Below are 15,986 nucleotides of genomic sequence, written 5' to 3' on the forward strand. Positions count from 1 at the left end.
TTAATCCTGACTATCCAGGACCGATTGGAGATCGGCGCGGGTCAGGCCGAGTTGCGCCGCGTATTCGTCGATTCCCGGTCGATCCCGGTGCGCCGCAGCAATACCCGCTCTCCCCGCGAGTTCCAGACCATAAGCGGCACCGAGGTCGAACACGGTCTTCGCCAAGGCCGCCGGGAACAGCCAGCGACCGAGGTCGCGCTGGAAAACCCGGGTGAGCCGGTACGGTGCGGCGACCCTGGCACCGAGGCCCGAGAGCGTCGACGGTTCCCGCAGCGAGCTCATCTTCGCCGCTTCCCCGCTGGGCACAAGCAGTAGATCCGACCACAGCCGCCCGAACGCCGCGCGCTTCTCGTGCGCGAGCGCCGTCATGTTGAACTCGGTGTAGGCCTTTTCGATTCGTGAGGTGTGTGTCGAGCGGCTACGTAACAGGGTGTGCAGGTCGGCGGTCTTGCGTGCGGTGTCGTATCGGGTGAACCGGTTGATCCGCGGGGCGATCCGCGCGAGGAGGGCCGCGAAGTCCGGAATCGGAACCAGGCGATGCGTCAGCGAGAGTGCGTGATACATCAGGCTTTCACTGCCCGCCTTCGCTATCTCGGCGGCGAGCAGGTCGTAGTCCAGGTCCGATGCGGCGTGGCGGGCGAGGTTCCAGATATCGGCGAGTTCGCGGACCCCGGTCTTGTAATAGGGCAGATGAACACCCAAGTGGTGCAGGTTGTCCTCGTTCGACATGGCCCAGGCCGGCACACCGTAGAAGTCGATGCGACGCACACGATCCCAGATCGCGGGATAGTCGATGCGATACCCGGCCAAGGGAGTGATCAGGCCCCAGTGCGTGCCGACGACCAGCGCGCCGTCCCCGGAGACGAACGACGGGAGATGATGCGAGCGCTCGGCGCGCACTTTCGGCGCCTTGCCGAGCAGCTCGGACGTAGCGAAAAGACCCATCTCGCGATAGATCTCGATAACCGTATCCACGTGGTCGAGTTCGACGAGGATGTCGAGGTCGTTCATCCGCTTGTAGCGCGGATCATGGTAGATCTCCGAGGAGAACAACATGCCCTTCAACACAACGCAGCGCACACCGCGTTCGTCGAACCGGCGCAACAATTCCAGCGCACCCTCCAGACGCCGATAATTCGCGGCGGCGATACGTTCGATGAGGTCGGCGAATCGCGCACGCACCTCCTCGGGGACGAAGTGGTACAACTCTTCGGCTGCCAATCGCCGCTGCACCAGCGGCACGGTCGCATTGACCCGTGCGAGCTCGAAAACCTCGAACCAGTCGGATATTTCGTGCGCGAGCTTGGCCAGTTCGGCACGCTCGTCGGTGCTCGGCGCAGCCAGCGCCGCGTGCACGAGCAGCCGTTCGGCGGCACTTCCGCCCGCGGCGATCTCGGATGCGGTCATGGCCTGCCTTCCTGTTCGGGATGAAAACCGAAGCGTCGAGCGACGGTCGAAATCTTTTCCAGCGCGAAGTCCAGCTGGTCGCGGGTGAGGGTGGCCATCATGCTGACGCGCAGTCGTTGCTGGTCGCGGGGGACGGCCGGGAACTCGACACCGTTGACGAAGACGCCCTCGGTGTGCAGCGCGGCCACCACCTCCGCCACCGCCAGCCGCGGCGGCACCAGGATCGGAATGATCGCGGTCTGCGGGTCGACGGCGAAGCCCATGCGGCGCAGTTCCTGCACGAAATAGCCCACATTGTCGTGCAATTGGCGGATGCGTTCTGGGTGCGCGTCGATGAAGTCGATCGAGGCGAGCACCGAGGCGACCACTGCGGGCGCCAACGAGGCCGAGAACATGTAGGAGCGCGCGAAGAAGCGCAGAGTGTCGACCAAATCGGTGGATCCGGCGACGAATCCGCCGGTGGTTGCGAACACCTTCGAGAAGGTGCCCATGTACAGCTCCACCGAGCCGTCGCCCATAGCGAAATGCTCGGCGGTGCCGTGCCCGCGAGCGCCGAGCACGCCGGTGCCGTGCGCGTCGTCGATGGCCAACCAGGCGCCGAAGGAATCGCACAGCGTCCGAATGTCCGGCAGCGGCGCGATATCGCCGTCCATCGAATACACGCCCTCGACGGCGACCACGATATTCGCACCCGGGTTGCGCCAACGGATCTGCATCAGCCGGTGCCGAAGATGCCGAAGATCGTTGTGATCGAACGCCATCGAGCGCACCCGGCCGAGCTGGATGCCGTCGTAGAGGCTGGCGTGGCTCTGCTCGTCATAGAGCAGGATGTCGCCCTTGCGCAGCAGTCCGGTCACCCAGCCCACGTTCGCGGCATAGCCGGAGGAGAACACCAGCGCGGATTCGCAGCCCTTGGTCTCGGCGAGGCGTTCCTCCAGCCGCCGGTGCACCGAGGTGGTGCCGTTGAGCAGTGGTGGCCCGCCGCAGCCGATGCCGAAGTCGCGGGTCGCCGCGACGGCCGCCTCGACGATCTCCGGTTCGTTGCCCAGGCCCAGATAGTTGTTGGAGCCCAGCATGATCAGGTCACGGACCTCGGTGCTGCCCGGATCGCGTACCTGTACAACGGCCCCCGCGGGACCGGTGATCTCGCGCAAAACGAATCCGGTGCCGCGTGCCTTGGTGACGTAGGGCCGGAATTCATCGAAGCGCTGTTCGAAGGTATGGGCGGCGGGATCGAGGTAGTGCTCGAGGCTGAAATTCTCGCCGTGGACGGCTTCGGTGGAGGTCATGGCCCTTCCTCCTGAACGATGGTTGCGGTTCCGGCCTTACCGTCGAGGATCAGCGTGTCCCCGCTGGACACCCGGCGGGTGACGCCCGCGACGCCGACGACGGTGGGGATGCCCAGCTCACGGCCGATTATGGCGGTGTGGGAGAGCACGCTGCCTTTCTCACTGACCAGCCCGCCCGCCGCGACCATCAGGAACACCCAGCCGGGGTCGGTGGTCGAGGCGACGAGGATCTGGCCGTCGAGGACAACGTCCGGGTCCGGTGTCGCGAGAACGAGCGCGGGTGCTTCGACTCGTCCCGGTGCACAGCCGATTCCGCGGAGCACGGCACCGGAGGTCACGGTAGGAGTCGGGTGATCGAAGGACGGGTCGTTGATGGTGGTGGCGGCGATGCCCGAGGTGATGATCCGGGACGGCAGTTCCTCGGTGTGCCAGACTTCGTGGTCACGTTTGCGGGTGGCGACGGTGCGGGCCGCGTTGGTGTCGACCGCGGTGCCCCGGGTCAGTGCCGCGATCTCCTCGTAGGTGAGCCAGAAGATGTCGCGCGGCGCTTCGAGCAGACCCGTTGCGTGCAGCTGCCTGCCGTACTCGCGGAACACCCGTTTGACCAGCCCGAACGAGCGGCTGCGGCCAAGGCGCATGTTCTCCCGCTGCTTCACGTGCTCACGGGCTCGAGCCAGCGCGAATCGGAACACCATGCGCCTGCCGAACTTTCCGCGGAATACCGTGGCGGCGGTGTCTTCGGCCGCACGCCGAATGAGTTTCTCCCGCGCCGCCATCTCGTCGATGTTCTGACCACCGCGCAGGTAGTTGCGCAGCATCGGCACCAGCCGTTCGGGGTGTTCGCCGAGCGGGTCGGTTTCCAGTTTCAGTTCGTCGACGGTGCGATCGCCGAACAGGGCGATGTGACGCAGGCAGGCGGCGTGGAAGTCCGTGAACCCGGGCTGTGCCAGCGCTTTCCACACCTGCGGCGGTGCCAGCGGGCCCTCGAACAGTTCGCGCAGGGCCGCATCGTCGCGGACGATGGCGGTCAGGGTCAGTGCCGAGCGAACCGGGTCGACACTGTCGACGCCTTCCTCCCCACAGAACAATTCATTGCGCAGGGTGATCGCTTCCGCTTCGCCGAGACCTTCCCGTTCGAGGAGGAGACCGACGACATGGAACATCTGTTGGGCAATGAAATCGTTGAAAATCTGTACCGAGTACGCGGGGACGAGCTCGTGCAGGCAGCGTTCCATCCACTCCAGCAGTGCATGCGGATCACGCTCCCGCTCCGGTGTTTCCGGCGCGAGCCGGTGGTCGATGTCTGCGGTGAACGCGGCGAGCTCGACGAAGAATGCCCGCAACCGGCGTTGCAGCCGCAACCAGCCGAAGGCGATGATCGCGATGACCCGCAACCGCAACAGGTACATCCGCACGCGGGCCATGCCGCGTTTCGGTGCGGCGGGGCGCTGGTAGCGGTTCTCGATATTGAGCGCCGCTTCCCAGCCTTCGATGGCGAATTCCATTCCGGGGATCTGCAGGAACAGCCGATACCAGTTGCTGATGTTGTAGTAGATGCGGCCGTGCGCGGTGCCGACGAGGTACGGATAGAGGCTCGCGGCATTGCGCTCCACGATGGTTTCGGTGGCGCCGAAGTCCCGGTGGCAGGCGCGGAAAACCTGTTCGTAGGCGGCCCGCAGAATGGAGAACGTCAGCGGGCTGGACATACCGGGATAGGACTCGGCGACATTGACATTGTCGAAGATGGTTTCGCGCGCACCGGTCGCAGTGACCGGTCGTGCCTGGAGTAGGAAGAGGGTGCCGTCGGCGTCATATGCCCACTCGACATCCTGTGGCGCACCGAAGGTTTCGGCGAGTCCGGTGGCGGTGGCGGTGAGGTCGAGCACCTGGAGGTCGGTCAATGCGGCGGTGGCGACGGTGTCGGCCAACTGCCCGATCGTGGTGCCGGAACCGGATTCGGCGACGACTCTGCTCTGTTTGTCCGCCACGACCCGTGAGGTGATCGTGCGCGACGCGTTGTCCACGAAGAAGGTGTCGCATTCGACGGTGCCCGCAACCACGCCTTCCCCGAGGCCGAGGGCCGCGGAGACCACCGCTTCGGCGGGGTCGCCGGTCTGTGGGTTACAGCTGAAGACCACTCCTGATACGGCGCTGTCGACCAGGACCTGAATCAGGACGGCGCAGTCGATGGCCGCGTTGTCCAGGCCGCGATGTGCCCGGTAGAAAAGGGATCGCTCCGAGTACGCCGAGGCGAGAACATCGAGCACCGCCGCCGCGACGCCCTCGGGCGCGACGTTCAGGAGGGTGTCGAGCTGACCCGCGAAGGAGTCCGTTGCCGAATCTTCGCCGCTGACCGACGAGCGCACCGCCAACCGCACTCGGCCTCCCGAACCGACGACGCTGTTGTTGCGGGTTCCAGCCGTCTCCGAAGCCGAGTGCCCTTCGGGCCCGGGCGATGTTGCGGAGTGTTCGACGACGGCCTTGCCGTGCTGGGCATCGGCCGACTGTGCGACCGTGCGCGCCGCGCGGGCGGTCGATCGCGGGCCGGGCTCGACGAGCGCGTCGACGGCGTCGTCGAGCTCGGCGCGAATGTCATTCGGGAAGGTCCGAGCGGTGATCAGTGCGCAGATCGCCGCCGACACCGACCGCAGCGACGTGGGATCGGTGTGGTCGAGGGTTGCCAGTAGGTCGGCGATGGAGCCGGCGACCGGGGCGACGATGCGAGCACACGCATCCGTGCTCAGGACCGCGAAGGCTGGGACTCGGTGGCCGGCGGCCAGCAGGCGTCCGAGGTTGGCGGCCTTCGCCCCTACCCGACCGGTATTCGTCTGCGCAGTGGCCGAATCCGCCAGTACGGCGGCCTGCACGACCGCGCCGAGAGTTGTTTCGGTCATTGCGCAGCCTCCTGGATCGTCCTGGCGACTGGGACCGACGGCTTGCGTCGGGTCAGCCGCACCAGAACCGGGTCGGGGGTGTTGGAGATTTCCGGGTTCTCCCGAACCCGGATGCCGTTCACCAGCTCGATGTCGTAGCGGGACAGCAGCATCGCGATGCCGACCCGCACCTCCATGAGCGCCATATGCTGGCCGACGCACAGGTGCGCGCCCCAGCCGAACGGGAAGTAGTGAAAGGGCGGACGAGCCCTGCTTCGTTCCTTGGTGAACCGGTCCGGGTCGAAGGTCAGTGGTGAGTCCCAGAATTCGGGCCACCGGTGGTTCACGAACGGGCTGATCACCACGATCGAGCCCGGTTCGAGGTCGAAGCGGTCGAAACTGTCCCGCTCGAGCACGGTCCGGCTGAAGGCCCAGGCGGGCGGATGCAGACGCATGGCCTCGTCGATCGCGTGGCCGGTCAGTTCGAGGGACGGCAACGTGTGTGCGGAGATGCTTCCGACTCTGTCTGCGCCGCTGGGCCGGTCGACGCCGGGTTCGGCCCCCGATCCTCCGAGGCCCGACACGGCACTCGGCACACCGACACGGTCTACGTCGGCCAACCCGTGAGTGCCGGGCACTCCGCTCGGCCCACCGACACGAGCTGCGCGGTTCGACTCCCGCCCCCGCTCGGTCGACGCTTTCGGCACCGTGTCGATTTCGGCACGGATCCGGCCGAGTACCAACGGATTTCGGCACAGTTCGTAGATGGTCCACGCCATCGCGCCGCCGGTCGTCTCGTGACCGGCCAGCAGGAAGGTCAGTACCTCGTGGCGCAGTTGTTCATCGTCCATGGCATGGCCCGCGTCGTCACGGGCCGCGAGTAACCGGGCCAACAGCGATGTCGCGTCCGTTGATTCGGCCTGGCGGTGCTTGTGCACGACGTCGTCGACGACGCGATGCAGTCGAGCGCGCACGCCGTTGAAGCGTCGATTGGCGGGCGTCGGCACGCTGGGCGGCAGCTGAACGGGCGCGGCCATGTGGCCCATCACCCACGAAACCCCCTCGCGCACATCGTCTTCGATCTGTGGCAGCACACCGTCGATATCGGCGCCCATGACCGCGCGGCAGACCACGTCGGCGGCGAACCCCATCACCTCGGGGACCAGATCGAACACCTCGCCGTGCGCGGCGAGCGCGTCCAGTCTGGTCAGCATTCGCTCTCCGCATGCCACCATCAGCGGAATCTCGGTCTCCACGTGACGGCGAGCGAAGGCCGGTTTGATCAATGCGCGCTGCCGCTTCCACAGTTCGCCGCCGCTGGTGAGCAGGCCGGGGCCGAGCAGGTGGTTCAGGCTCTGATAGCTGATCCCCTTTGCGTATTTGGTCGCATTGCCGACCAGCACCTGGTTGATGTGCTCCGGCTCGACCAGCAGATGCACATGTTGGTGCGCCAGTCGCAGCCGCACGCTGCCACCGTGAGCGACGGCCTGTTCGTAGAACAGCGTCAGCGGGTCGTTGCGGTATTCGAGATAGGCGCCCAATGGGTGTCGTAGCGTGGGGCCATCCAAGCGGCGAACCTTCGCCGAAGCAGTCATGCGGCACCCCCGGCATCGATCAGGCCGTCATCGAGCAAGAACAGGCGTCGCGCCTCGGCACGCTGCACCTTGCCGCTGGTGGTCTTGGGAATACTGCGCGGTGGCACCACCCGCACCCCGGCAGGCAGCACTCCGGTCCGCTTGCTCACTGCGACGCGCACCGCCCTGCGCAACGCGTCGTGTTGTGCTGCGTCCGAGCCGGATTCGACAATGAGGTGCAGTTCCTCCGACAGACCCGCGGTATCGGCGTGACCGACGGCCGCGACACCGCCGAGCCGGACACCCGCCACCTCCTGGGCCGCGATCTCGAAATCGGTGGGCAGGTAATTCGCGCCCCGGATGATGATCAAATCCTTGTGTCTGCCGGTGATCCGCAATCGGCCGTCGCGCAGGTACCCGATATCGCCGGTGTCCCACCAGCCATCGCGGGTGGCCGCCTCGGTCGCCTCGGGCAAGCGGAAATAGCCGACCGTGGTCGACGGGCCGCGGAATTGGACGCGTCCGACGATGTCGTCGCCGCACGGGACCGCATCCGCGTCGACGATTCGCACCTCGGTCCCGTCCACCGGCGCGCCGCAATCCACGATCTGCATCGCATCCGGGTCACCGACCGGAACATCCAGCGCCACACCGCTTCCGGTCAATGCTTCGCGCGACACCGAGTCGAAGGCCACCGGCGTGTGCGGGCGGGCGACGGTGACCGCGAGGGATGCTTCGGCCATGCCGTAGCAAGGCACCAATGCGTCCTTCGGCAACCCCCATGCCACGAAGCGGTCCACGAAGTGCTGCACGGTCGGCGGGTGAATCGGCTCCGCGCCACAGAACAGGAATCGCCAGCTGGACAGATCCACCTCGGCCAGTTCCGCATCCGGCACCCGTGCCGCTGCATAGCCGTAGGCGAAATTCGGTGCGGCAGTGAGGGTTCCCCGATAGCGTCCGACCGCCCGCAGCCAGTCCCCCGGGCTGCGCAGGAATCTGCTCGGCGGCATCAGAACTGCGTCGAAGCCACGGAACATCGGTGTCAGGAAGCCGCCGATGAGTCCCATGTCGTGATGCAGCGGCAGCCAGCCCACCCAGGTGTCGCCGCGACCCATTGCCGCAGCCGCGGCGATCTGCTCGCAATTGGCAGCCACGTTGCCGTGCGTGATCTGCACCCCCTTTGGTGTGCCCGTCGAACCCGAGGTCGCTTGAATGAACGCCAGATCGCCGGGGGCAGGCAACCGCGGGGGCAGCGCGGGCGCATCCGGTGCGCAGGCCAGTGCGTGCAGCACTGCACCGTCGATCGCGGCCACGGAGTCCGGCATCGGTGCGGCGTTCAGCACTGCCACGCTCGCCACGACCGCCGCCGGTTCCAGATAGCCGAGCAGGCGGGTGAACTTGTCCAGGAAAATGTCTGCCGAGCCGAAGCCACCCGGCGTGGCGACGGCCGTGGGTACCGCACCGAGCAGCAGCGCACCGAAGAACGCGGTGACGAACTCGGGTGAGGTGGGCAGGCACAGCATGACGCGGTCGCCCGGACCGACGCCTTCGGCAGCCAGACCTGCGGCGACCCGGGCCGCCGCCGCCGCAAGTTCGTCGTGCCGCCAGCTCACGTCGCCCGCACCGTCGACGGCGCGCTCCGGGACGAAGACGGTGGCGGGAGCGTCGGCCCCCAGTTCGGCATTGGCCAGTAGCGCGTGCACGATGCTGGGCCGCTGGGGCTCGAGCCCGCCGATCATGACTGGTCCTTCACGTAGTGCACGATCTGTCCGATCGTGTTCAACTGTGCCGCAGCATCTTCGGGAATATCGATCCCGAACGCCTGCTCCAGCTGAATCGTCAGTTCGATGGCTGTCGGGGAATCCAGGCCGTAGTCGATCAGTGGTGTGGACGCGTCGAGATCGTCCGCCGAGACCCACAGCACCTCGGCGACGACGGCGCGCACCCGCACCTCGACGTCGGCCGCCGGGATTCCCGCATTGTCGGGAGTCCGTGTGTTCAACCGAGTAACTTCCCTTCCGTCACACAGGCGCGCACCGACTCCTCGATGTCGACACCGTCGCCGGTGTCGATGCGGTGGAATCCCACTTCGGGAAAGGCCGCGGCGAGGGTGTCGCGCACCCGTAGATATCCGTCACGCAGGGCTGCGAGCCGCTCTGCTGTTTCATGGGCCTCAGTGGGCCCGTCCCCCGAGCGTTCAGCGCACCGCGCCGCGGCCTGCTCGGGCGGAGCGTCCAGCCAGAGCACGGCATCGGGCAGTGTGGTGCGAAAGCGGGCAGCGAAACCGGGCACGGACGCGGTCACGTCCCGTCGCACCAGATCCGCGATTTCCGACAGCAGATCCCAGATATCGGGTGAGCTGCCGATGCGGGTCGACTCCGACCGCTGCCAGGCCAGGATGTCGGCGAAGGTGCCGGGCCGGTGCCGCTCCAACACAGCGGCGATCTCGTCCTGCCGGTCGTGGCCGTTCCAGTCCGGACGCGCGAGCGCGACGTACAGCGGACCGTAGACGAGCAGTTCGATCAGTGGATGCCGTTCGAACACCAGCACATCCGGCGACCAGGTCTGCACGAAATGCCGTTCGACCGGGCCGAACAGCGTCATCTGCAGGTACATCGCGGTGGCCTTCATCTCCAGACTGGAGATTTCGTCACAGCCGACGCTGAATGCCTTGAGCTGCTCGGACAGCTCGGTCAGCGGCACGTTTCTGGTGTTGTGGAAGTCGGGGCATGTCATCGACGCGAAAGACCCGTCCCCGGCCGGTGCGAGCTCACGCAGGCGGGCCATCACCGAAGACTTGCCCGCGCCGTCGATGCCGACGATGGCGACGCGGCGCGTGGATGTCGGGGTCATCGGTCGTCCTCCCGCAGCTGTGCGAGCACGGCCTCGGTGATGTCGGCGGGCGCAGCGGTGCCGTCCAGGCGCACCCAGTCGAACTCCTCCGACAGCGCCTCCAGGGCATCATGGCTGCGTTGCTGGAAGGTGAGGAAGGCTGCCTCGTCGCCGTAGCCGCTTTCATAGTCACTGCGTAACTGCTTGCGCCCCAGTGCATCCTGCGGGCTGACGGCCAGGTAGAAGGTGCGGTCGGGCTCCGGGAAGCCCGCCGCAAGTTGCCGCAGCACCGCGGGGTCACCGCCGTGCGCCACCTCGGTGGCAAAGTACTTGTACCAGTAAGCATTCGCCAGCATGATGTCCACGCCGCGCTCGGCGGCCAGATCGAACGACAGCTGCATCGCGTGGAACAGAAAGTGCGCGCGACTCAGCGGCGACAACAACTTCAGGTAGCCGTAGATTTCGGCGGGGCCGCGCCACGGCAGCTTCGAGGAGACCTTCGGATCCAGGAACGCATCCCAGATCGTCACCGCAGCGACGGTCTGCCCCTGTGCCTCGAACTCCGCGGCGATTCGTGCCACCTGCGTGGTCTTGCCCGAGCCGTCGCCACCGGCGATGCAGATCAGGCGTTTGCGTGCGCTCAGTTGCTCATCCCTACTGCGAGTCGGGTGCGCCAGTGGCGCGGTGTCTTTCGGCGCTCTTGTCCCGGCATCCGGCACGATCGCCACGGCTGCGGTCGGCAATTCCGTCGCGTCGGCCGTCGGCTCATCGACCGGCACCCTCGCGCGCGGAGCCGCCGTTGCTGTCCCAGGCTGCGCCGCCGTGGATGTCGTGGAATGCGCCGCCGAACCGGTCCCTGGGGCGGCGGCCGACTCCGTCGAGGCCTCGCGGTCGAGCACGCTGACCACACCCGCGCGGCCGTCCACCCGAATCCGTTGCCCCGACCGAACAACCGAGGTGGCCCCGGCGACATTGAGCACCGCGGGAATGCCGTACTCGCGCCCGATGACCGCCGCGTGCGAGAGCATCCCGCCGACCTCGGTCACCACCGCCGCGACCAGGCCGAGCGCCGGGGTCCAGCCCGGGTCGGTGAACCGGGTGACCAAGATGTCGCCCGCACGCAGCTGGTCGATGTCGGCCAGTGACGTGATCACCCGCGCAGTGCCCTCGGCGATACCGGGGCTGCAACCGAGTCCGGTCAGGTCGCCGTCACCGATTTCACGGATCGCGCCGACGGTGACGCCGCCGCCGAGCTCGTGCGGCGGCAAGAGATCACGATATCCGGCGTACACCGCACGGCGGTAAGCGATCTGCGGTGCCAGTGTGGCGACGTCGATGCGTCCGGCGGCGAGATCGGTGAGCTCATGGATGGACAGCTGGAACACGTCGTCTGCCTGCTCGATGGTTGCGGCCGCCGCCAACCGGACCCCGGACTCGACGACATAGGCGCGCACGATCGCGTAGCACTGGGAGGAGAACTCCCGCATCCGTTCGCGCGCAACGAGGTACCTGCGCATCCGGTCGACCTGCTTGTCCAACGCCTTGGCGTGCTTGAGTCGGGTGATCGGCTTGGCGCGCACTCGCGTGCGCACCGCCGCGAGCTCGTCTTCGTAGCGCCTGCGCTGATCCACCAGCGTCACATCGGGATCCGCGGGCGGGGTGCCGTGTTCGAGCATCGTCGCGATCATCGATCGCACCCGCTCGGGCGCCTCCGACCAGCGTGGGCTGGTGAGGTCGAGTTCCGCGTCGGCGTGGAACCCCTGCTCATCGAGGAACGCGTCGAGTGCTGTGGTCCATTCGGCGCTGTCGAGGCCGTGATCGGTGGCCACCCGATGCAATTCGACGATGCCACGTTGCAGCTGCATGTGGCTGATATCGGCGAGCCCGCCCATCAGATCGATAACCGAGGTGCTGCCGCCGGACGCGGCGTCGACCTTGTCGAGGAGTTGTTTGAAATCGGTCTGCACGCTGGAGTTGTTGTAGATGGTGGTGAAGTAGGTGCGTTCGGTGGCCGCATGGAAGGTGAGCAGGCAATCGGCCAGGTCCGCGACGAAAGTAGCCTCGTCGGTGTGCGGCAATTCGCGTACCCGATCCCGCCATACCGCGTACTTCGCGGGCCATTCGGCGGCGAATGCGGCGACCTCGTCGAGCTGCGCACGGTAGCTCTGCTGTACGGCAAGCGCGACCGGCAGTGCGCGGGCAATGGTTTTCGGGTTGTTCGGGGTGCGGACTGGCCCCTCGGGCCCATACTCGTTGAGCACACCGAGGTCGTCGTCGAAATGCTGTTCGTCGAAGCCAGGGATGCGCCGGAAGCACTTCTTGACCGCGCTGACATTCCAGTAGGCCCGGCCGTAGTACATCGCCATCCAGTCGGGTTCTTCGTTCGGGTCCGCCAGCCTCAGGCGCTCGAAGAACTGTTGCATCGAGAACTGGAATGCGTTGTCGTACAAGGAGAACATCATCGGCGTGCAGACCCGCGCCGAGACGCCACCGTCACGCAGGTCGGCGTCGGAGAACTGGTCGATGTCGGTGCGCCAGGAGATGGCCGTGATGGCCCGGGCTTGCAACAGCCACAGCTTTCCCGCGCCATCGATGGCCCATTCGATGTCCTGCGGGCGATGTCGATGCGCCTGCACCGCAAGCATCAGCGCCGCGAGTTCGGCGATGGCGGCCGACGCCAATTCGACGTCTTCGCCGCCTGCGTCGCGCGCTACCAACTCACCGCCGAACAGGCGCAGCGTGTACCTCGTCGGCGTGACGTGCCCGGCGACCAGGCGTTCACCGAGGCCGTTGCAGCATTCGACCACCGCGTGGTCTTCGATACCGGTGAGTGCGTCGATGCTGAAACCGACACCGGCACACCGGGCATCGATCATTCGTTGCACGAGCACCGCCACCGACGCACCGGCCTCGCGGTAGCCGTGCCGGGACAAGTACGCACTGACGCGTTCGTTGTGCACCGACTCACGGCATTGCGTGATATACCCGCGCAGCGTCGCCGCATCGGTGATGTCCAAGAAGGATTCGTACTGGCCGGCGAAGCTCGCATCGTCGAGGTCTTCGAGCACGCCGCTGGAACGCGCGGCGACCGGGAATCCGCCGACTGCCTGCACCCAGCGTTGGAGATCCTCGTCGGCGACCTCGGCGAGGTCGAGATCGGCGGTGACGACGAATCCCGGCGGCACTTCGAATCCGGCGACGATCAGTTCATGCAGTGTGCCTGCCTTGCCGCCGGCCTTCTCGACCGTGAAATCGGCGGCGCCCAGGTACATCGGGCCCGGTAACGGGGTGGAAGCGGGGTGGGGCACGGTGGGGGCTCCTGTCGGAAGCAGAACCGGGCGCACATCGTGGCGGGCGGCGAGGTCGCGGGCGGCGCGCACGCCCGCCGCGGACAGGCCACCATAGGAGGGACTCGCCGTGTGCGGCTCGAAGCCGAGCAGAATGGTTTCGGCCATACACGCGTAGACGACCCCGCCGGGCAGCCCGGTTTCGGGAAACGGAGGTGTCTGGCCGAGCGGCAGCGCCATACGGCCGCCGGAGACCAGGGTGATGTTCGGACGATCGGACACCGCGGGATCCACGTCGCCGGGGACCGCGAGATCGACCACCAGCACTCGATGGTCGTCGGCCAGCGACTCGGCGGTGACCACAGGCACGGCCGAGTTGGTGGCGGTCAGAACAATGTGGCAGTCGCGCAGCGTGGCCAGGTCCTCACTGACCTCGACCGTTCCCTCCAGCGTTGCGGCGACCCGGTCGAGTCGCTTCGCCGATCCGGTGCGCCCGATCAGGGTCACCGAATCTGCCAGTGGGGCAAGAAGTTCGGCCATCACCGCGCCGATATTGCCGAGCGCGCCCAGAATGCCGACCCGTCGTCGACCCGGCTCCAGCCGGGCGAGCTCCGCGCGTACCACCTCGTAGGCGGATGCTGCGGTGAGCGAGTTCCCCGAGGTCACCGTGACGGCGTCCTCCACCACGTCGCGGGAGGCATCGGTGACGATGGAGGTGTAACCGCCGAGCCCGATCACGGTGGCGCCGAGCTCGATTGCCTGCTCCACCGCTTCGAGCACCAGATCGCGCACCCAGGCCCGATGCCCGGCCCGCAGGCATTCGATGATCTGCTCGGCCGAGATCGGCACCGCGATCAGGCACACCTCCACCTGGGCGCCGGTCGGCGAGGTGACTATCTGCCTGGTCAGTTCGAACGGATCGGCCACTCCGCGCACGCGTTCGAACAATGCGGCGAACTGGATGTCCGACCATTCGGCGAGTTCGGGAGCGAACCGTCGCAGGTCGGCGGCCTCGGGTAAGTTGGCAAGAAACACCACCCTGGTCGGTGCGTTCCAGTCCCTCGCGACCTCGTGGGTGCGCCTCACCGAGGGCGATGCCCGTTCGGGCAGTGGCCAATTCGTCGTCACCGGGCTCGACAAGTGTGCGAGCAGGGGGGCCAGGTCGCCGCGATGCAACAGTGCCGCCACCTCGTCCAGCGCCGTCGCCAACCGAGTTATCTCGGACTCGGCGAGGAAGGCCGAGGGCTGGATACGCAGGGTGGTCGGTGCGGACAGGGTCGGCAGCATTCGAATGTCGTGGGCGTGCAGCAGGTAGCCCGCGACCATGTACCCGAACATGTCCGGATCGCAGATTTCGCGCAGCAGTGCGGATTCCGGCTCCGGAGGGATGAATTCGATGCCCTGCAGCAGCCCGCGGCCGCGCACTCCTGCGACCGCGCGCGGCCAGCGACTCGCCACCGCATCCAGCCGGGCCCGCAATCGAGCTCCAGCGTCGGATATCCGGATCTGGTTGTCGCGCAGCAGGTCCAGGGCGGCATCGGCAACCGCGCACGACAACTCGTCGTCGGCGAAAGTGGACGTGTGATACCTGCCGAAATCACCGATCGACTGTGCGCGATCGACGAGCAGCGCAGAGATCTTCACCAATCCGCCACCGAGCGACTTGGACAGCAGGTAGTAGTCGGCAACCACACCCGAGGGCGCCGACGCCAGGAATGTTCCGGTGCGGCCCATCCCCGACTGGATCTCGTCGAAAACCAAGGCAGCCGTGTGCAAGTCGGCCAGCGCACGCAGCGCACGCAGCGTCTCGGCCGGCACCACGCGGACACCGCCCTCGCCCTGGATCGGTTCGGCGAACACCGCCGCGATCGGCGAGATCGACATCCAGGACCGCACGGGGCGACCCCCGCTGTCGATGCCGATTCGGCACACCGGCCGCAGCTCGCCGGCGAACGCCGCGGCCACTTCGCGCGGCGACCACGTGTCCAGCCTGCGTCGTTCGGGGCCCGGCACCACCAGATCTGGTGGCGTGTCAGCCTGCTCGGTCAGGGCGAATGCGCCTGCCGTCTTGCCATGGAATGCGCCCGCCAGCGAGACGAAAATCGGTCCGCGACGGCGCATCTCCTCGATCTCGTGCAGCGAGTCGGTGAGCAGCTGGGCCACTGATCGGCGGTCGTCCGCGGCATCGTCAGCCCCTGCGACGACGATCGGGCGCACGTCGTGCAGCCCGTCACGGCGCGCGCGACGCAGGGTGCGACGCAACTCGGTCTCGAGGTCGGTGAGTGAACGGGCATGCGCCACCGCCGCGTGCCTGATGGCCGCTTCCACCGCTTCCGCACCCGTAGCACCGAAGGTCACGACGTACTCGCGATCGGTGGCCGTGCCGACCGACTCGGACAGTCGGCGGGCCAGCCGGGCCGCGCCGGGGCGGACGCTGCCCTGAGACACGAACGGCGACTGCTGATTCAGCCGCGCTGTCGCCACCCGCACCAGTGCCGGATGGTTGTGCCCGAACAGCGCTGCGCCGAACCCGCCGACCAGATCCAATATCCGGGAACCGTCAGCGCGAATCAACCAATCCCCCTCGGCGCCCGGGTAAATCATGTCGAGGTGACAGGCGCGCAGTAGCCGGGCCAGGCCGGGGCGGTTGTATCGCGCGAAATCATCGAACACTTCGGATACCAAGGGACTGCTCGACGCTGCATCCGACAAGTGCGTATTCGA

The 15,986-nt window shown here is 67.0% G+C and carries 8 protein-coding genes; all 8 read right to left on the reverse strand.

Annotated features, from left to right (window positions below):
* The 8 genes from OHQ90_RS27965 to OHQ90_RS28000 are packed head-to-tail and all read right to left on the reverse strand — an operon-like array spanning position 1 to position 15,935.
* Positions 1-1,407 (reverse strand): nucleotidyltransferase domain-containing protein, encoded by a 1,407-nt coding sequence (locus OHQ90_RS27965; protein ID WP_328402453.1) that lies wholly within the window; start codon positions 1,405-1,407, stop codon positions 1-3.
* Positions 1,404-2,696 carry an aminotransferase class I/II-fold pyridoxal phosphate-dependent enzyme gene (locus tag OHQ90_RS27970; protein WP_328402455.1) on the reverse strand — a complete coding sequence of 431 codons (1,293 nt, stop codon included), beginning with the start codon at positions 2,694-2,696 and terminating at the stop codon, positions 1,404-1,406. Before OHQ90_RS27970 ends, OHQ90_RS27965 begins: the two co-directional genes overlap by 4 nt.
* Positions 2,693-5,590, reverse strand: coding sequence for a PEP/pyruvate-binding domain-containing protein (locus OHQ90_RS27975; RefSeq protein WP_328402456.1), 2,898 nt, complete (start codon positions 5,588-5,590; stop codon positions 2,693-2,695). The genes OHQ90_RS27970 and OHQ90_RS27975 overlap by 4 nt, the downstream gene beginning before the upstream one ends.
* The gene (locus tag OHQ90_RS27980) at positions 5,587-7,164 is read right to left on the reverse strand and encodes a cytochrome P450 (protein ID WP_328402458.1); all 1,578 of its coding nucleotides are present in this window, start codon (positions 7,162-7,164) and stop codon (positions 5,587-5,589) included. Before OHQ90_RS27980 ends, OHQ90_RS27975 begins: the two co-directional genes overlap by 4 nt.
* A complete protein-coding gene (locus OHQ90_RS27985; protein ID WP_328402460.1) occupies positions 7,161-8,882 on the reverse strand; it encodes a fatty acyl-AMP ligase in 1,722 nt (573 codons plus the stop codon). The genes OHQ90_RS27980 and OHQ90_RS27985 overlap by 4 nt, the downstream gene beginning before the upstream one ends.
* Entirely contained in the window at positions 8,879-9,145 is a 267-nt protein-coding gene (locus OHQ90_RS27990; protein ID WP_328402462.1) for an acyl carrier protein, read from the reverse strand. Before OHQ90_RS27990 ends, OHQ90_RS27985 begins: the two co-directional genes overlap by 4 nt.
* On the reverse strand, positions 9,142-9,996 hold the full coding sequence (locus OHQ90_RS27995; RefSeq protein WP_328402464.1) for a hypothetical protein: 855 nt from the start codon (positions 9,994-9,996) through the stop codon (positions 9,142-9,144). Before OHQ90_RS27995 ends, OHQ90_RS27990 begins: the two co-directional genes overlap by 4 nt.
* Positions 9,993-15,935, reverse strand: a complete 5,943-nt coding sequence (locus tag OHQ90_RS28000) for an aminotransferase class III-fold pyridoxal phosphate-dependent enzyme (RefSeq protein ID WP_328402466.1) — start codon at positions 15,933-15,935, stop codon at positions 9,993-9,995. The genes OHQ90_RS27995 and OHQ90_RS28000 overlap by 4 nt, the downstream gene beginning before the upstream one ends.
* Positions 15,936-15,986 lie beyond the last annotated feature (51 nt).

The sequence above is a fragment of the Nocardia sp. NBC_00403 genome, from assembly GCF_036046055.1.
In the GTDB taxonomy this organism is placed as follows: Bacteria; Actinomycetota; Actinomycetes; order Mycobacteriales; family Mycobacteriaceae; genus Nocardia.

Bases quoted from the DNA above. Each gene is read 5' to 3' on its own strand.
- OHQ90_RS27985 (WP_328402460.1), bottom strand. From the start codon at position 8,882: ATGATCGGCGGGCTCGAGCCCCAGCGGCCCAGCATCGTGCACGCGCTA.
- OHQ90_RS27975 (WP_328402456.1), bottom strand. From the start codon at position 5,590: ATGACCGAAACAACTCTCGGCGCGGTCGTGCAGGCCGCCGTACTGGCG.
- OHQ90_RS27970 (WP_328402455.1), bottom strand. From the start codon at position 2,696: ATGACCTCCACCGAAGCCGTCCACGGCGAGAATTTCAGCCTCGAGCAC.
- OHQ90_RS27995 (WP_328402464.1), bottom strand. From the start codon at position 9,996: ATGACCCCGACATCCACGCGCCGCGTCGCCATCGTCGGCATCGACGGC.
- OHQ90_RS27980 (WP_328402458.1), bottom strand. From the start codon at position 7,164: ATGACTGCTTCGGCGAAGGTTCGCCGCTTGGATGGCCCCACGCTACGA.
- OHQ90_RS27965 (WP_328402453.1), bottom strand. From the start codon at position 1,407: ATGACCGCATCCGAGATCGCCGCGGGCGGAAGTGCCGCCGAACGGCTG.